Origin of the sequence: Streptomyces sp. NPDC093252 (assembly GCF_040683675.1) — a bacterium.
In the GTDB taxonomy this organism is placed as follows: Bacteria; Actinomycetota; Actinomycetes; order Streptomycetales; family Streptomycetaceae; genus Streptomyces.
The window spans coordinates 180202-196783 of record NZ_JBFBEM010000009.1 but is presented as its reverse complement, the minus strand read 5'-3'; the positions used below and the strand labels follow the sequence as shown (position 1 = coordinate 196783).

Here is a 16582-nt window from a genome sequence, read left to right as displayed (position 1 = left end):
TCAGAAGGGGGCCATCACCTCCTCGCCGGTGGCCGGTCGAACCGTCACCCGATAGCTCCGCCCGCCGATCGCACAGCTCAGCGAATGAGCGGCGAGGGGCCGTGGGACTCCGCCGACGAACCAGGCGTGCACGCCCGAGGCAACCGCGGCGGGGTCCGCCCGAACGATCCGCCCGGCCTCGGCGAGGGGCTCGACCCGAACGGTGTAGCAGGCCGCCTCGCCCCCACGGCTCCGGAACAACATCACATCCGCCGACACCACCGCCACCGCCGAACGGCACCCCGGATAGGCGGAAAGGACGTACTCGACCCAACCACCCGCTGTCCAGGACGGGTCCTTCCGGTCGGAGTGCGCGGCGAGGGCGCGCCCGCGCCGGTACAGCAGCCCCGCCGACCGCACCACCCCCTCCCTCGCAACCCCGTACTCGGCCGCCAGATGATCTCCGGGCGCGTCCGGGCTGAGGGGCCGCCGGATGACGCGTACCAAGTCCCCCTCGACCTCGGCGTGCACATCGAACGCCGCCGGGTTCCGGGCCGCGGGCCGTGGCGGGGGCAGAAGCCGGGGCGGGCTGCTGAAATGCGGAGGGACCAGCCCCAGCAGGGCATACAGCTCGGACCGCAGCCGCCGGAGCGCCTGCCCTTGATGGGCGAAGGCCCGCCGGGCCGCGCCCTGCCCGCTTCCCGGAACGTAGGAACGCAGAGCCCTCTCCAACCCACCGGCCAGGCCCCCCGTTGGTTGGCCTGCGGCGGGCACCAGCACGGGAACTCCCCGCAGAAGACCATCGACAGGACTCCCCGGAATCAGCTCGGACCCGCTCCGGGGGAGCCCGACGACGGGCCGGTCCTGCGTGGCGCAGTAGTACAGGGCGGCCGACCCGTGATCGGTGAGCAGGGCATCGGCGGCGACGAGCACGGAAGCCCATTCCTCGTGGGGCTCCGCCAGAACGAGCCCGGCGTCGAGGGCGGGTGCGAGGCGCTCGGCCAGCTCATACGCACCGAGCAGACTCCGTTCGTTGGGATGCACGATCAGCGCGACCTGGTAGGTGTCGTGGGGGAGCCGGGTGGCGAGCAGGGCGGGCAGATCCGGATGGCGCCGGAGCAGGGATTCGGGCCCCCAGGTCGAGGTGAGGGCGAGGAGGGTGCGAGGGCCGGTGCCGAGGGCGTTCCGGTACTGGTCGCGGAGGGCCCGGGAGGCGAGGAGGCGCTCCAGGGTGGGGTCGCCGACCACTTTGGCCCGGTCGGCGGCACGCCGGTCGGCCACGGCGATCCGGGCCACCTGCTCGGGATGGGCGACGGCGTGCAGGGCTATCGGGGAGGAGCCGCCGCCGTCCGCAGGACTCAGCAGCACGGCGTCAAGCCCAGACGCCGAATCCGACCCCGCCGACCCCTCCCCCTCCCCGGGAATCGCCTTGTTGTACCCGGCCCCGTGCGGCAACAGAACCCGCCTCCCCCGGAGGTGGGCCAGATCCCCCTTCGGGCTCGCGGTGAGAATCAGATCGTACGAGCGGGAGCACGCCTCCGCCCAGGGCACGCTTCTGCCGCCGACCCGCTCGATCGCGGAGAGCATGTCGACCCCGAAGTCCGAACCCGGGACGAGGGTGAAATACCGGGAGACGCGCTCATCGCCGGCGAGGGCGGTGGCGGCGTCCAGCAGCCGGTAGAGCGCGACAGCGGACCGAGCGGCAAGCAGCACCCGTCGCCCGTCGCCCGTCGCCCGTCGCCCGTCGCCCGTCGCCCGTCGCCCGTCGCCCCAATCGTTCGATTCTATCGGTTCCTCAGGCAGAGGGACGGGCATTTCCGCAGGTCGGAGAGGTCTACTGGCATCGTCCGGCGGCATGTCGCGATCGTACAGCCCGAGGTGGCGGTGACGTTCGGAGGAGGTGTGCGGTGCGGGCATGGTGAGGTGGGAGCAACGGGAAGCGAAGGAGGGGCCGCATGTCCGAGTTGGCTATCGCGCTGGTCGCGGCGGGGGCGGCGCTCGCGGGCAGCGTCGTCACCGGCTGGTACGCCCGGAACGCGGGAATCCGCCAGGCCGAGGCGGCCCGGCACGCGGGGGACCGGCAGGCGGAGGCGCTGCTGGAGTCGGTCCGCATGACGGTCCGCGGGGCGGACGTCCAGCGCGCGGTCGCTCTCCGACGCCAGGTCTACGCGGAGTTCCTGGGCGCCGCCGAGGCCCGCATCCTGGTGGAGCGCACGGGCCGGGGCACGGGCGACGAACAGGGACCTCTGCAACGGGCTTACGCCGGAGTCGTCCTCGAAGGCCCGGAAGAGGTCGCCGCAGCCGCGCGGCAACTCCTCGACGCCCTGCGGCGCCATGAGACACAGGACGATCTGGACCGCGCCAGGACGGATTTCGTGAGGGAGGCGAGGCGGGCGGTGGTGGAGATTGGAGGGGGGTGAGGCGCTGTTGTGGCCGATACGATCGTCCGCCTGTTCCGGAGGAGGACGATCCTGGGCAGCCTATGGCTTCCTCCAGAAGGGCGACGAACGTCCACGAGGGGCCGGAGCCGAAGGCGAAAGTATCGCGTGCCCACAGCCAGGCCGGACGCGGACTCCGTGAGGTGGCCTGGCGGCTGGCGGGAGTAGGGAGTGGGAGACCAACACAGGCGTAGGCTGAGCAGAACAAGGGTGGAACCGTCCGGATGCAGCGGGAACTCGGCAGCGGTGCGGATGCGACTGTGGCGCCAACTCAGTTTATGCCGGTCCGGTGTAGCCAAGCTCTTTCAGGCGGGCCCTGAGCCGTGCCGCAGCGTCCTCGCTCTGCCTCTCCAAGTCCGCGAACGAGGTCGCGTATCGGTCTCCCCATGACTGATAGACGTTGACCAGTCTCTGTCGTTCCGCGGCGACGAGCCTCTCCGCGCGAGTTCGGAGATCGTCACCAAGGACATCGAGTACTCGTTCGCGCGCCAGGCCCTCAGGACGGTACGAGCGTTGGCCGTCGGCCGCCGCCCACCGGTCGATCACCCCTGAGAAACCGCGGTGGTCCAGGCTTCTGAGGTCATCGTGCCGGTCTGACCACCATGCTGCGAAGACGCCGGCCAGTTGGTACCGGTCCAGGATCCCCTCCGCCAGGAGCTCCTCACGGAAGGAAGCCATGAGGCGGGAGCGCAGCATCAACAGCCTCCCAGTTCCCGCGAGATCGGCAAAACGGGATTCCGTTCCGGCCCACCACGCACGGCAGTGGTCGATGAAATTCCGCTCTCGAACAGCAGCCAGGCCCGGGATGCGCGCAGCGGTCGCCTCACAGCCCTCGCTCAGGAAATCGAAGTAGTCAGAACCGCGCGGCGTGAACAGGTCAGCGAGACCGATACCGAAGACGTGGAACTTCCCGGCCTCCGCATCGACTTCGCTTCTTGGCACACCACCAGACAGCGCCGCACGGACGTCCAGCGGTGGTTCGGCAGGCGGACCGGCGTCGACGTAGCGCCGGATGTTGAGGTTGAAGTCGTTCGCCGCGATCTCATCCAGCGAGACCGCTCGCGAGAAGCCGGGGATATCCGCCCACTCGCGGAAAGCACCCACGATCTTCTCCACGTTCTGCGGCTCCAGACGGTTCTGCGACCGCCCCGTGACCACTTCGCGCTCCGCGTTGATGAACAGCACTTGGCCGCGCTGATCTGCTGGTGCTCCGTTCGTACCCCGCAGCACGAGGATGCAGGCAGGGATGGCTGTGCCGTGGAAGACGTTCGGTCCAATACCGATCACCGCTTCGAGTCGGGCGTCCTCGATGATTCCCCGGCGGATCCCAGCCTCCACTCCGCTCCGGAATAGCACGCCGTGCGGGGTAACCACCGCTCCGATGCCGTCCGGACGGAGTGTGGCCAGCACATGCTGGACATTCATCAGATCGGCCTTCTTGCCTTGCTCGGGTGTCCAGCCGTACTTCATGCGCTCCGGGTGCCTCACCTCCTTCTCGGAGTAGTTCATCGAGAAGGGAGGATTGGTCAGAACACGGTCGAAACGTCTGAGATGCCCGTCCTCCAGTGAGTGGAGCGGATCAGCCAACGTGTCCCCGCAGAGCACCGAACTGTTCCTGATTCCGTGCAACAGGAGGTTCAACCGGGCCGTGGACCACGTTGCGCTGTTCACCTCCTGCCCGAAGAGGGCAAGGTCCGTCCCCTCCTCACTGTGCTCGTCGACGTACTGGCTGGCTTGAATCAGCATGCCTCCTGAGCCAGCGAACGGATCGTAGACCGAGTGTCCCCCTTGTGGCCGGGCCAAGCGGACCATCAGCCGGACCACGGAACGGGGCGTAAAGAACTCCCCACCGCGTTTTCCGGCACTGTCGGCGAATGCGCTGAGGATCAGGTCGTATGCGTGACCGACCACATCGCCGAACTCCAGGTTTTCGTCACTCAGCGTAATGCGGTCGAACTGATCGACCAGTTCGCTCAACTCGGCTCGACCTAGCCTTCTGTCGAAGTCGAGGGCTTCGAATACGCCTTTTAGTACATCCCGGTTGCTCCGCTCAAGTTCCCATAGGGCCTCGTTGAGTACATGCCCCAGCGCCTTACCTTCGTAGCCGACGATATGGGACCAGCGCGCGCGCTCGGGCACATGAAGGATGCCTGGTTGATCAGAGGCCCGCTTGAGGAGCAGCATTCCGGAGACGACGTCACGGTACTGCGAAGCATCCATTTTGCCGCGTAGTACGTCGGCGGCACTGAAGAGGGCCCGCGTCAACTCCCCGAGGGCAAGGGGACTCATGTGTGCCTCGTTCCTTGAATCAGCTCTCCGAAGATGGCCGGCCGCAGCGCCTCCAGGCGGTCGGCCATCTTCCGCTGGATTCTGATTCGGGCGTCCACATCGGTCAGGGCTTCGACGACAGCGTGCTGCCGGACCAAGGGTGGCAGGGTGACCGGCAATGTATTCAGCGTCGTCGAGTTGAGCGAGGGGACGGTGCCCGGGAGGGCCTGTCCAAGCAGGGCCCGCTGCACGGGTGGATAGGACAGATATGACACGAGATACTCGGGAAGGACGAGCTCGCGCTGGGGCCTGATACGAAGACAGGCCGAGCCGTAGAGCCACGTGGCGTGCTCTGCCTTGATGAGCGCCAGCCGACCGAGTGTCCCCTGGCGCACGACGAGGAGGTCGCCTTCCCGCAGAGCGAAGCGGGAGAGCCGTTTGGCCACGCTCCAAGGCACCCGCCGCAGCCGCCGGGTATCCACCGTGTGGTGGTCGGTGAGATCCGGCGGCGCGATCACCGGAGTTCCGTCGGGCCCGTCGTTGAGGCTGTCGAGCAGCGATCCGGACGGACCGGCAGCCACCTCGCAGAGACTCCCGAGCGGAATCTGCTTAACGTGAGCCGGGGATGTCTCGCCTGCTCGCACAGTGCCTCCGTCCTTCTCTCCTCATAACAAACTTCTCTGCTTCTGGGGGTGGGGGAGCTGTATGTGCATAACTCCCCCACACGCCCTCGGTCAGGTCAGACGGTCCGCAGCCAGGTGCGCATTGCGGTCCGCACCATCTCCTCCGCCACCACAGTCAGGATGGCGGCAGCGACGATGGCCAGTGCGTCCGCGCCATGCCCCGTGAACGAAGCACACGCCACAGTTACCACGACGATCCCCAGGAGAACCATCACGGCCCTCCTGGTCCGGGGCGGCAGGGACGATGCATGATGGACGTTGACGATCCTCATTAGGTTGTCCTTCCTGTCCCGCGCGTTGCGCTGGGACGGTGTAGCCGCACTGCCCTGCCGGGCCTGCAAACCATGCGGGGTGGTGCGGCGGCTATTGGTTGAACGGTCTTGATCGCGGAGCCGGACGGGAACCGACGAACCTCTCCCCGCCCTGCCCTGCCACTGCGCACGCAGCCCAGGCACGCCCGAGCTTCGATACTCGAAGCATACACACCGTCAGACTGCGAAGCTAGCTTCGCAGTTGATGGATCGTCTTCTACGCCAAAGCCCGAGTTACCGGTGCCTGACGTCAGGCCGACGTGAGAAGTCAACGAGGCCCACGGGTGACGTCGGACATCTGCCCGAGTCAGGTCCACCCAAGACCACCACTGGCCTGACCGATGTCTCCCCTGGTCAACGTCATAGCCTCAGGCAGTTTGGGAGAGTCTCAAGGGCCCCGGGGAGCAGACCGGCTACCAGATGGCTCCCCGCAGCGAAGCTCGCCCGGGCCCCTGTGGGGCGACGTTCGGCCCTGCCGCGAACCGGCGGAGCCGCCCAGCACGTGTTGTGGGCCGACGCCGCCGAACGGCTGCGGCTCGTACGTGCCAACGGCCCTAACGGACATCTGTTGTCACAGGCGCTGGTACTCGGCAGCGTGCTTCTGCTCCCATCCGGCCGTCACCCGAGGGACGTGCTGCGTGACGTCACCGTCGTGGCTCAGGAGTGAGCCACTGATCCAGATCCGCCGACGCATCAGCGCGAAAACTTCCATCAAGGCTCACGCAGTGCCGTCGCCCGGGGCAGACGGGCTCAGAGCTGCGCCCATGTGACCCCGGGCATGCGCCAGCGCCTGCTCGTGGGCCTCACCAGCAGCGGGAGGCAGCGCTCGGTACCTGACTGTCGATGGCCCCGAGATGAGGCGGAGCAGGGACAGCACGCGGGGAAGCTCACGTCGGAGATCTCGAAGGCGCTATGGTCCGCGGTCGCGGCAGCGAGGACATCGTCCACTTCGGTGATCACGCGACTGCGCGCCAGGCGGATCCGATTCCATTCCGTCGGCGCACACTGGCGAGCCGCGTCGAATGCCCTCCGGTAGTGGGCTCGCTCCGCCTCGTCCGGGTCAGGGCCGTGCAGGAAGCGACCGGCCTTCTGCACCTCGGTGATCTCTGCCCTGCACCTCCCGCCCTCCTTGGGTATGGCGATTTGCCCCCGCGCTTTCAGCGCTCTGGCGGTGAGGGCGAGTTCGGGGGTATCCGACGTGTCAGGCTCGACACCTTGCCTGAACCGGGCCAGGAGGGGGCGAGCTGATGATCGTTGAGGGGTGACCAACAGTGCATGTGATCGTCGTACTGTCGGCGGTCGTGCTGGCACAAGCCATGAGGTGAGCCTTCCGGGCTGACGCTCGGCCCGGCTCTCAAATGGCTCCCAAGACCGGCCCGTAAACCACTCAAGGGCTTGACCCGCGATGCGGATCAAGCCCTTGACCTGGTCTTACAGCCTGTCGGGGTGGCGGGATTTGAACCCACGACCTCTTCGTCCCGAAGCAACTTGGGTACGTGCTCCGCCTTGGGCTGGTGCGCCTCTCACCTGCGTGATGGTCCGCTGACGTTCGCGGGCGTCCTCTGTTGTTCGTCGGCGTTGTCACGCAGTTAGACACTCATGCTTCGATGACTTCGGTCGCAGACTTCTGGCATATACGTAGCGATGCTGGTCGAACGTTGGCCTCTATATGGGGCATGGAACTTCAGTGGTTGGGCCCGTGGGCGGAATGCCATCACCGCATAGATATAGCATCGGCGCGGTGTGAGTGTTCCTGGGCTGCGCCGTGCCCCGCGCCTGCAATGTGGAGCGTCCGTGTCGTGGACGCTGCCAGCGAGAGCTGGTGGGCGGTCTGCGCGGAGCGCGCTGCCTTTTCTTCGGTGCTGCCTTCTGGCTTGCCGACTGAGTAGCACACGGCCCTGGAGGGCACTTCGGCTCGCCCGATTCCCACTGTTCAGGCGCTACAGCACACATGGGGGCAGGCGACCCGTCCACGGATGATCCACGAATACGGAGAATGCGTGTGATCGTGGCGAGGGCCGCGACCTCTGTCTCACTTGCCCTCAGGAGCTGTGTGTGAGCTTCGAGCCCAGGGCTGTGCCTGTCGCTGGCGGAGTAGTTGGAGCCTGACGCCTGGCGTGGGTGCATGCTAGCGCGACGCGCGTCGTGTGTGGTATTTAGGCGTCGTTGTGGTCCATCGTGGATGCCCCATGCGACTCCGCGACCAGGCTCGAGTTGACGCCTGAGGACGCAGGCTGCGTAAAGGCGGAACAACTGCGGCGTGCGGCCTGCTGCATGAGTGAAGCCTGCCTTCGGCAGTGGAGGTGAAGTGAACCTCAGAGAGTGCGTGACAGGGCATGGCATGATCGTGTATCAGGGCAGTCGATGCACTGGGCATAGTGCGTAGGTAGGGACGGATGATGACGAACGGTGATCTGCTGATCGGTCCGGACGAGCAGGCTGCTGCCGAGCAGCAGATCGTTGAGCAGTCAAAGCGCATCGACTTCTATATCACCGAGTACACGGTTGAGATCCTGGCTAGCAAGATGCGGGATGACGAATATGTCGTTCCTCGCTACCAGCGAGAGTTCACTTGGGAACCAGAGCGCAAGTCGAAGTTCATCGAATCTGTCATCATGGGGCTGCCAATTCCATTTGTCTTCTTTTGGGAGATGGATGATGGCAAGCTTGAGGTTGTTGATGGATCTCAACGGCTCCGCACCTTGCAAGAGTTCATTTTCGATGGCTTTCGCCTTGGAGAGCTTGACCAACTCTCACATATCTCGGGATTTACGTTCGCGGATCTTCCCGAGTCGAGGCAAAGGAAGATCAAGAACAAGTCGATCAGGGGAATCGTCCTGAACGAGCATGCTGACGAGGCTGCCCGTCTGGATATGTTTGAACGCATCAACACAGGCAGTAAAATTGCCAACAAAGCCGAGGTCAGGCGCGGCGCACTTGCTGGCCCCTTCCTCGACTTGGTCATTGAGTTGGCAGATGATCCGCTCCTGCACTCCCTTGCTCCCATGAGTAAGAAGCAAAAGGATGAACGCGGATATGACGAACTAGTGACACGATTCTTCGCTTATGGAGACGGCCTTGGTGATTACAAGGATCGCCCGTCCGATTTCATGTTCAAATACGCCAAGAAGATGAATCTAGCGTTCGCTACAGACTCGACTTTGTCGATCTCTTATGCTCGTCGATTCCGTGACACGCTGGAGTTTATTCAGAGAGTATTCCCTTACGGCTTTCGAAGGTCTCCGAGTGGCAGGGCCACGCCTCGGGCGCGATACGAGTCCATCGTCCTCGGTTCTTACATGGCGCTACAGGATCGTCCTGAAATTGCGGACTTTGGGCGAGAGCGCTTTAATGTCGGTGAGTGGCTCGGGAGCGATGAATTCGCAGATATCACGGGGTCTGATGGTGCGAATGCGCGTTCACGCCTTGATGGGCGTATTGGATTCGTTCGGGAAAAGTTGGTGACAGCGTGAGCACCGCGGACCTTTTCCCCTTTTTTGAAGAACGTTTCGGGGAGGTGGATTCCTATATCGACTTCCTTGAAAAAGTTGAAGAGGCGACTCAAAGCGGCATTCCCCGGATCGCTTCGTCTGGATACGGAATCACCGCTAAGCAGCAGAGGATTCTCTATTCGAGCGTCTATTTGCAGCTGTACAACTTGGTCGAAGCTACGATGGCGAGATGCGTCTCGGAGCTGACTGAAGCGACCTCGGCTGCTGGGAGATGGCAGCCGCATCAGCTCAACGATCAACTTCTACAGGAATGGGTGAGGGCCACCGCCCGCACGCATGCTGACATGTCTGCCCCGAGCCGGCTCAAGCATGCTCTCGAAATGAGTGCGCACATTGTTCAGCAGCTCCCCGTCAGACCGTTTGATATAGACGTCGGTGGCGGGGGGAACTGGGACGATGAGGTAATCTACCGGATGGCTGAGCGGCTGGGCTGTCCACTCTCGCTGACCGGGACCACGCAGGCGAACGTCAAGCGGAAGAGGCGTGACGGCCTGGGACCCCTCCAGCTGGTCAAGAACCGTAGAAACGGCTTGGCTCATGGCTCGATCTCCTTCGTGGATTGCGCGGACGGTGTAGTGGTGCGTGAGCTGCGTGAGACGTCACAGTGCGTCGAGGCGTATCTACGCGAGGTGATCGCGTGCTTTAAGAACTACATCGAGTCCTACGATTTTCTCCGATCAGACAGCAGGCCAAGCGGTGATACTGCATGAGTGAAGACCCTCCCTTCATCTCGGCAGTCGACCTGTTTTGCGGGGTCGGAGGACTTACTCACGGCTTGGTTCGAAGTGGTATTAACGTCACGGCTGGCGTCGACTTGGACCCGCACTGCCGTTATCCATTTGAGGCTAACAACGCTGCGCCCTTCATTGAGCGAGATGTGAAGGATCTCAAGCCCGCCGAGCTGGAGCCGTATCTTTCGGCGAGCAAATATTCGATGCTCGCTGGATGTGCTCCTTGCCAGCCCTTTTCTACTTACAGCCAAAGCGGCCGTAGTAGGAAGCGGGGTATGGACTGGCGGCTAGTATTGAACTTCGGCTCGCTTGTGGCCGATCTACAGCCCGACCTTGTGACCATGGAGAACGTGGTCCAGCTGGCGGATCATGCGGTCTTTTCAGAGTTCTTGGATTCCCTGAAGGGATACGCAGTGAGTTGGGCGAAGGTTGAATGCACGCGAATTGGGATTCCGCAATCACGTAAGCGTCTAGTTCTTCTGGCATCTAAACTCGGCGGACATGGCCTTGATCTGACTCCGCAGTTCGTACGGTCTCAGCGAACTGTTCGTCAGGAAATTGGTAAGTTGCCGACGATTGCCGCGGGTGAGCAGCATCCGAGGGACCCGCTGCACACTTCTTCGTCTCTGAGTGAAACAAACATGAAGCGAATCAAGGCTTCAAAGCCAGGCGGTACCTGGCGTGATTGGGATCCGGATCTAGTTGCGGAATGTCATCGCAAGGTGACGGGCTCAACTTACCCCAGCGTTTACGGGCGTATGGAATGGGATGCGCCAGCCCCTACTATTACTACTCAATGTTTCGGGTATGGGAACGGCCGATTCGGGCACCCGACGCAAGATCGCGCGATTAGCCTTCGTGAGGCGGCGATGCTGCAAACCTTCCCCAGGAACTATAAGTTCCTTAAGAAGGGTGAGCAGGTCACGTTCAGTCGTTTGGGAAGATTGATTGGTAACGCTGTTCCAGTTCGCCTTGGTGAGGTAATTGGAAAGTGCCTTATCGAGCACGTTCATGCGTTTGAGCGTGGCGAGGCAGAAGTGGCTGGCGTCGGAATTTCGGAGCAGCTCGGTCGCCTGTTCTAGCGGACTGCTCAGTTTGGTGGAGGCTCAATGATTGAGCCAGGCCAACGGGCGTCGGCCACCAGTGAGGACGGCGCCCGTGCTGGATGCAGGGCTTTGAGATCTGGCCTCATCCCCGCCAACCTCCCTGACCGACCTGATAGGCGACATGGGTGATGCGGTGCTGTCCCTCGGCTGAGTGTCCCTGGGCGTCCGGGACAGACTGCAGGCATCCGGGGCCGTTGGTGTCGGCCGATACCAACGGACTTGACAAGCTCACGAATTACTGTCACGGGTTGCGTCGCGGCCTCCAGGCCAGAACAGTCTCCAATGCCTGTCTGAACACCAGCCGACGACAGTCAGCCACGACGGCGAGTGCGCCGACCAGACCAGGCACGCGTGTGTCTCGCCGCGCTCCCACCTGCCTCGGCCAAGCTATCCGCTTGTGCCGACCGGCCAGAACTACATCCGTCGAAGGCCGTCCACTCAGCATTTCAGCCACAAGGGGCATATTTTCAGCCCTCGCAGTTGCGATCTTGCTCCTATGAGCGCGATGGGCTCAGAACCCTGAAGCAATCGCCGTAGGCTCGGCTGGTTCTGTGAAGTGAGACTACGCAAGCGAACTAGGGGGCGCGGTGGCATACCGCATGCCGTGTTTGGACTGCGGCCGTATCGACAACGTAGCTACTGTTCAAGCCCTCTACCAGGCCAACAGTGGCACGTTCAACGGTAGGTCTACCGGTGGAGCGATTGGCTACGCGGCTGGGCACAGCGCCTATGTGAGCACCAGCACCCGGGCCACGGGGCAGTTGCACACAACACTCGGCCGCTTTGTCTCTCCGCCGCATCGCCGCAGCTTCTCGCGGACTAGCCCGGGACCAGTTGGGTGGATCTTGTTCGGGATCGCCACCATGATCTTCGTTTGGGCATCTGTCAACAACAAGCCCATGGCTTGGGGAGCGGTGCTGGTTCCGGGAGCTGTGGCCTTCTGGGTAAGTAAGACTCGGCGCTACCGCGCCAATAGGGCCCTACACGAACGGCGTCTGGCAATCTGGCGTGAGTTTCTGGTGTGCGTGCCATGCAACATTGCCTTTCTCCCTCCCGGGTCGCCGGAGCGGCTCGGTCTCGCCGTTCCACAGTGGCGAGTTTCGGTCAGTGGCCTACACACAGCGCTTACGCGTCTGGCAACGAAGGGGCACTGATCACGGTGGGCCGCTGAGTAGCCCGGGTTGATTCTGCACTGAACCAAGATCACTACGTGCTGCTTACCTTTGCGCCCTGCCGCACTCCCCACCCGGGCGGTAGCGTCGAAGCATGATCTCAGGCAGCAGCGGGTCCCAGGGCGGCATGACGGACTTCACGGAGGAGACCGCGGGGGAGGTCCTGAGTGAGGCGTGCACCCTGGCCGGGCTGGATGCGTCGGGCGCCGCGCTGCTGCGGCTGGGCTCCAACGCCGTGTACCGCCTCGCATCGCCTCCCGTGATCGTCCGTATCGCCCGAGACCCCGAGATCCTCGACCAGATGGGCCGGGCGGTCGGCGTAGCCCGATGGCTGGAGACGGAAGACTTCCCGGCAACGCGAGCCCTCGGGGGCGTACGACAACCCTTAACGGCCGGCGGCCGGGTCGTGACCTTCTGGGAGAGCGCCCAGGACCGCGAGGAGTACGCCACCCTGAAGGAACTGGCCGATCTGCTGAAGCGGTTGCACTGGATGGAAGAGCCGGAAGCACTCGGCCTCCCCTACTTCGATCCGTTCGCCAAGCTGTGGGACGGGCTCCGGTCCCTCGATGGGATCGCGCAGAGCGAGCGTGAGTTCCTGGAGGAGCGCGCGGGAGCGCTGCACAAGAAGTACGACCGCTTGGACTTCGTGCTCCCCTTCGGGCTGATCCACGGAGACGCGAGCATCGGCAACGTCATCCGGCATCGGGACGGCAGTGCGATCCTGATCGACCTCGATGGCTTCGCCCTGGCTCCGCGTGAATGGGATCTGGTGCAGACCGCTCTCTACTATGAGCGGTACGGATGGCACACTCGGGCGGAGTACGAAGCCTTCGTGTACCACTACGGATTCGACCTGATGAACTGGCCCGGCTATCCGGTCCTCGGAGACCTCCGAGAAATGATGATGGTGATCTGGATCGGCCATCAAGTTGCCACCAGCGACAAGTTTGCTGATGAATTTGGGCGTCGAATGAATTCATTGCGGACCGACGGAAGTCGGCGGAATTGGCGCCCGTTCTAACGGACCGACCCGACACCTACCCTGTCTTCATCTTCCCGCTTGCCACCCAAAGCCGGTGCTCCGCTGCCTGCTCACGGAAGTCACGGATAGCCGCTGTGTCGCCAACGAGATCGAGACGCTGACGGAACTCGGTGAGATAGCTGACACAGCGAGCAGACTTGAGCTGTTCTCCTAGGTCAAGGGCGTCAAGGGCTACCCGGCAGGCTTCTTCGGAATCTCCGGCACGTAGGTGTGCATCGGCCAGCACCATGGTTGCGAAGAAGTCACTCCGGACGTGGCTGCCGCTCATGGCGTTCTGCGCGTGCATGACGGCTCTACGGGCGCTGTTCACATCACGGAAGCAGTGCGCGGCCTCGGCGGCCAATTCGGCCTCGTCGAAGTATGTGATCCACTCCGGTTCGTCGCTGTTATTGCGACGTTCCAGTGCCTTTGTGGCCTCTGAAAGGGCCAGCTCGCACGCGCGGATGTCGCCGATACGGGCCAGTGCACGCGCCTCCATGGCATGAAACTGGGCCATGAGAGTGGGGGTCGCAACGCCAGAGATACCCATGCGTGCCGCACGGGCCAGTGTGGCGGCTTCCGTGAAGTGGCCGATGAACGTCGCTTGGTGGCTCATCGCGGAAAGGATGCTTCCGGCTAACCGCCGGTCGCTGCTGTCCTGGGCGAGTCGTAGGGCTTGCAGAAAATATCGTTGGGCAAGGCCGTGATGGCATGCGTCGTACGACATCCAACCGGCGAGAAGCGTGGTCTCTGCGACCGTGGAAAAGAGCGCGCGCCCGACCGGTTCCGTGTATTGCCCGGTGAGTAGGGGGGCCACGTCCCGGCTGAGGTACTGCACGAGGGAATGCCGGGCGTGTTCGCCGCCGAATCGGTCGTCCAACTCGGCGAACATGCCACCCGTGCTCTTGATCATGCCTACGTCGGTGAGTCCGACGCGACTTCCGCTGGCGTCCTGGACGGCCGGGAACGACGGCTCCGGCGCAACGAGCCATCGGAGAGACGCCTCACTCCAAGCGGGCTGAGACGGCTCGGACAGGACCAACGGCTCGTACCCGTTGAGATCCGCTCGCCAGAGCTGCACCACAACCTGGAAGGCATCCTCCGGCGTCGGCGGGTAACGCGTCTCCAGCAGCCGAGCGTCCTGGCCCGTGAGGTGACTCAGCCCAAGCTCCGCAGCAGAGATACCCAGAGATTCGCACAGCAAAGGGCCGTAGAACTCGTCCGGGATGCTGTGCCCGTTCTCCCAGCTCGCGATGCGGCGCTTCACGCTGGCATCGGTGGGCAGCGTCTCGCCTCGGCGTCCGGCGGCGGTGCGCATCTCGCTGACGAGACGCAGTTGACCCCACCCTCGACGCTTGCGCGCGTCACGAAGGAGCACTCCGAACGACTGTGACGCGTCCGTCATGGGGCGCCTCCTCGTGCGATGGGGCGGGCGTCGACGGGGCTTCGAATTTACGGAAGAAAAGTCCTGCTGTCCTCCACCTTCCCGAAGATCAGATCTCCTCCGGGCAGATGACGGGGGCTGACGTGGTCCTGGAGCGGGCGTCACCCCACGTCACCCCACGTCATCTCCCCCTGCGGTGCCGTGCAAACGACGCTGGTCACAAGGCGGCTGACGGGCCGTTGGGGAGACCTGGGAGGTACGTCAACCTCATGCAGTTGATGACGAAACGCGGACTGCAATGGCTGTCTGCCACGGCCGAAGATCCGGAGGACTGCCGGGCGGCCTGGGCGGATGACCCGCGCAGCCCGTACGCGCTGCCCGCTGGTCGCTACTTCGATGTCGTGGTGATCGAACAGCACGTCGGTCTGGAGACCTTCGCGCAGCTCGACCGGCGCGGCCTGCCTCTTGGCCCGGTGATGGCCGACTGGGGTGGGAAGCGCACCGGCTTCTTCCTGCCGTCCGGATCGCGTGAGCGGTTCGACCGGATGGTCGGGGAGGAGTCGGCGGACCCGCCGAAGTACCGGTACGCGGGCGTGGGGTCGTTCGTGATCGTGCCGGGTCCGATGCCGCTGAGCGGCGACCGCTACACATGGCTCCGTGCCCCAATGCGTCGGCCTGAGGTCACGCCCGCTCGCACGGCGGCGCTGGCGGCGATGTTCGTTGCCGCCGCGGCGATGGTGGCGCGAGCGGATCGGTACGGGGAGGAGTACAGCCGGCTGACCGCGGCTGAGGTCTGGGGCGAGAGCGCGGACGGACGGGATCAAGGCGAGTCTCGTGTCCGGTGAGAGCACGGAGAGGGAGCGGAGCGACGCGGCCAGTTGGTATGCGATCGACGGTGGGGAGTGGTACGCGGCGCGGGATGCGACGGCGGCCCTCCGGGACGTGCTGATCGCTGCCGGGATGGAGCGGGACTTCCCCTACCTGCGGGCCGACCTGAACGCCTTCGGCCAGGGGTTCGTGGAACTCGGCCGGATCTCCCCGGAGACGGCGGAGCGCCTGGCGGAGTTGCTGCGGCTCGCCCTCGCGGACCCGAACGAGGAAGGAAGCGCAGGGACGTGAAGATCAATACGAAGGGGTGGCACGAGTGACTGACCGGCAAGGCGTGTGCGCGAAACGCGTGGAGGACTTCATTCCCGGCGTCCCGTACGTGCGCGGCTGGACACAGGCCAAGCGCGGGGCGAACGCCCTGGCGGAGATGCTGAGGGAGCTGGGGCTCGGCTCCGACTTCCCCGGGTTGAACGGGGACGTCAACATCAACGGCGACGGCATCGTGCGCCTCGGCCCCGTGCGACCTGAGGCGGCGAAGCTGCTGGCGTCCGCCTTGAGTACGGGCATGGTGCGTGAGCTGGGCGAACGGGAAGCCTCGGCGGACCGGAGCGGCGTCGCGAGTCTGCCGGAGAGGCAAGTTCATGCGGAGTGATCTCACGGAGGTCAAGACCGTGAACGCGGCAACCGTGATAGTGGGCGACCTCGCGAGCCTGGAAGGCGTCGAATTCCGCGTGGCCAACATGTTCACGCTGTGCGGCGGTAGGAAGCGCATCCTGTTCGAGAGCGGTGAGGAGATGACACTCGACAGCACGACACCGCTGGTCGTGAGACGCCCGCGTGCCTCCGGGCTCGCTCGCTGATGCGCTGAAGAACCCATGGCGACCGTTTCGGGTCAGGGTCGCATTTTGAGCATCGTGCTCTTCAGGCAAGGCCCCGTGCGCATCGCTGGAATCCACCGACGATGCTCTGCGTACGGGGCCTTGCCCATGCCTCGCGGTGGAATCGGACCGGATGAGGGAGGCGGTCCGACGACCGGAGGACGTCCGGCTCCGTCCCGAAGCTCAGATTGCTCGGGTCGGCTACTCCTCGCGGCGGCCCCGGTCGTCCGGCCGGGACCGGCGCCCCAGCGCCGCAGCCCGGACGGGGCGG

14 protein-coding genes are annotated in these 16582 nt (G+C 64.3%); 9 read left to right on the top strand and 5 right to left on the bottom strand.

Translation table 11 applies throughout. From position 1 onward, the window contains the following. Window positions 1–1692 carry a translation initiation factor 2 gene (locus AB0O01_RS20565; RefSeq protein ID WP_365315190.1) on the bottom strand — a complete coding sequence of 564 codons (1692 nt, stop codon included), beginning with the start codon at window positions 1690–1692 and terminating at the stop codon, window positions 1–3. A gap of 242 nt (window positions 1693–1934) precedes the next feature. Between AB0O01_RS20565 and AB0O01_RS20560 the strand changes: the two genes are divergently transcribed. Then, entirely contained in the window at window positions 1935–2399 is a 465-nt protein-coding gene (locus AB0O01_RS20560) for a hypothetical protein (RefSeq protein ID WP_365315189.1), read from the top strand. A gap of 294 nt (window positions 2400–2693) precedes the next feature. Here the strand turns inward: AB0O01_RS20560 and AB0O01_RS20555 are convergent, their stop codons facing one another. The 3 genes from AB0O01_RS20555 to AB0O01_RS20545 form a co-directional block, all read right to left on the bottom strand. Then, window positions 2694–4706, bottom strand: coding sequence for a class I SAM-dependent DNA methyltransferase (locus AB0O01_RS20555; RefSeq protein WP_365315188.1), 2013 nt, complete (start codon window positions 4704–4706; stop codon window positions 2694–2696). Next, on the bottom strand, window positions 4703–5329 hold the full coding sequence (locus AB0O01_RS20550) for a restriction endonuclease subunit S (protein WP_365315186.1): 627 nt from the start codon (window positions 5327–5329) through the stop codon (window positions 4703–4705). The genes AB0O01_RS20555 and AB0O01_RS20550 overlap by 4 nt, the downstream gene beginning before the upstream one ends. Window positions 5330–5424: 95 nt before the next feature. Beyond that, on the bottom strand, window positions 5425–5640 hold the full coding sequence (locus tag AB0O01_RS20545; protein WP_365315185.1) for a hypothetical protein: 216 nt from the start codon (window positions 5638–5640) through the stop codon (window positions 5425–5427). A gap of 2435 nt (window positions 5641–8075) precedes the next feature. Here AB0O01_RS20545 and AB0O01_RS20540 point away from each other — a divergent pair. From AB0O01_RS20540 to AB0O01_RS20525, 4 genes are all read left to right on the top strand, one after another. Beyond that, the gene (locus AB0O01_RS20540; RefSeq protein WP_365315184.1) at window positions 8076–9152 is read left to right on the top strand and encodes a DUF262 domain-containing protein; all 1077 of its coding nucleotides are present in this window, start codon (window positions 8076–8078) and stop codon (window positions 9150–9152) included. Beyond that, on the top strand, window positions 9149–9901 hold the full coding sequence (locus tag AB0O01_RS20535; RefSeq protein WP_365315183.1) for an MAE_28990/MAE_18760 family HEPN-like nuclease: 753 nt from the start codon (window positions 9149–9151) through the stop codon (window positions 9899–9901). The genes AB0O01_RS20540 and AB0O01_RS20535 overlap by 4 nt, the downstream gene beginning before the upstream one ends. Further along, window positions 9898–11004, top strand: coding sequence for a DNA cytosine methyltransferase (locus AB0O01_RS20530; RefSeq protein WP_365315180.1), 1107 nt, complete (start codon window positions 9898–9900; stop codon window positions 11002–11004). The genes AB0O01_RS20535 and AB0O01_RS20530 overlap by 4 nt, the downstream gene beginning before the upstream one ends. Before the next feature lie 1290 nt (window positions 11005–12294). Next, the gene (locus AB0O01_RS20525) at window positions 12295–13221 is read left to right on the top strand and encodes an aminoglycoside phosphotransferase family protein (protein ID WP_365315179.1); all 927 of its coding nucleotides are present in this window, start codon (window positions 12295–12297) and stop codon (window positions 13219–13221) included. A 16-nt stretch (window positions 13222–13237) separates the two neighbouring features. On the opposite strand, the gene AB0O01_RS20520 is transcribed toward AB0O01_RS20525, so the two are convergent. Beyond that, window positions 13238–14488, bottom strand: coding sequence for a hypothetical protein (locus tag AB0O01_RS20520; RefSeq protein ID WP_365315479.1), 1251 nt, complete (start codon window positions 14486–14488; stop codon window positions 13238–13240). 386 nt (window positions 14489–14874) lie between these two features. Here AB0O01_RS20520 and AB0O01_RS20515 point away from each other — a divergent pair, with 386 nt between their 5' ends. The 4 genes from AB0O01_RS20515 to AB0O01_RS20500 are packed head-to-tail and all read left to right on the top strand — an operon-like array spanning window position 14875 to window position 16293. Then, the gene (locus tag AB0O01_RS20515) at window positions 14875–15450 is read left to right on the top strand and encodes a bifunctional DNA primase/polymerase (RefSeq protein ID WP_365315178.1); all 576 of its coding nucleotides are present in this window, start codon (window positions 14875–14877) and stop codon (window positions 15448–15450) included. Further along, the gene (locus AB0O01_RS20510; RefSeq protein ID WP_365315177.1) at window positions 15440–15724 is read left to right on the top strand and encodes a hypothetical protein; all 285 of its coding nucleotides are present in this window, start codon (window positions 15440–15442) and stop codon (window positions 15722–15724) included. The genes AB0O01_RS20515 and AB0O01_RS20510 overlap by 11 nt, the downstream gene beginning before the upstream one ends. Before the next feature lie 25 nt (window positions 15725–15749). After that, window positions 15750–16085 (top strand): hypothetical protein, encoded by a 336-nt coding sequence (locus AB0O01_RS20505; RefSeq protein WP_365315175.1) that lies wholly within the window; start codon window positions 15750–15752, stop codon window positions 16083–16085. A gap of 19 nt (window positions 16086–16104) precedes the next feature. Then, window positions 16105–16293 carry a hypothetical protein gene (locus AB0O01_RS20500; RefSeq protein ID WP_365315173.1) on the top strand — a complete coding sequence of 63 codons (189 nt, stop codon included), beginning with the start codon at window positions 16105–16107 and terminating at the stop codon, window positions 16291–16293. The last annotated feature ends 289 nt before the right edge of the window (window positions 16294–16582 follow it).

Excerpts from the sequence above, each read along its gene's own strand:
- AB0O01_RS20560 (WP_365315189.1), top strand. The coding sequence starts at position 1,935 with ATGTCCGAGTTGGCTATCGCGCTGGTCGCGGCGGGGGCGGCGCTCGCG.
- AB0O01_RS20540 (WP_365315184.1), top strand. The coding sequence starts at position 8,076 with ATGATGACGAACGGTGATCTGCTGATCGGTCCGGACGAGCAGGCTGCT.
- AB0O01_RS20530 (WP_365315180.1), top strand. The coding sequence starts at position 9,898 with ATGAGTGAAGACCCTCCCTTCATCTCGGCAGTCGACCTGTTTTGCGGG.
- AB0O01_RS20555 (WP_365315188.1), bottom strand. The coding sequence starts at position 4,706 with ATGAGTCCCCTTGCCCTCGGGGAGTTGACGCGGGCCCTCTTCAGTGCC.
- AB0O01_RS20525 (WP_365315179.1), top strand. The coding sequence starts at position 12,295 with ATGATCTCAGGCAGCAGCGGGTCCCAGGGCGGCATGACGGACTTCACG.
- AB0O01_RS20515 (WP_365315178.1), top strand. The coding sequence starts at position 14,875 with ATGCAGTTGATGACGAAACGCGGACTGCAATGGCTGTCTGCCACGGCC.
- AB0O01_RS20545 (WP_365315185.1), bottom strand. The coding sequence starts at position 5,640 with ATGAGGATCGTCAACGTCCATCATGCATCGTCCCTGCCGCCCCGGACC.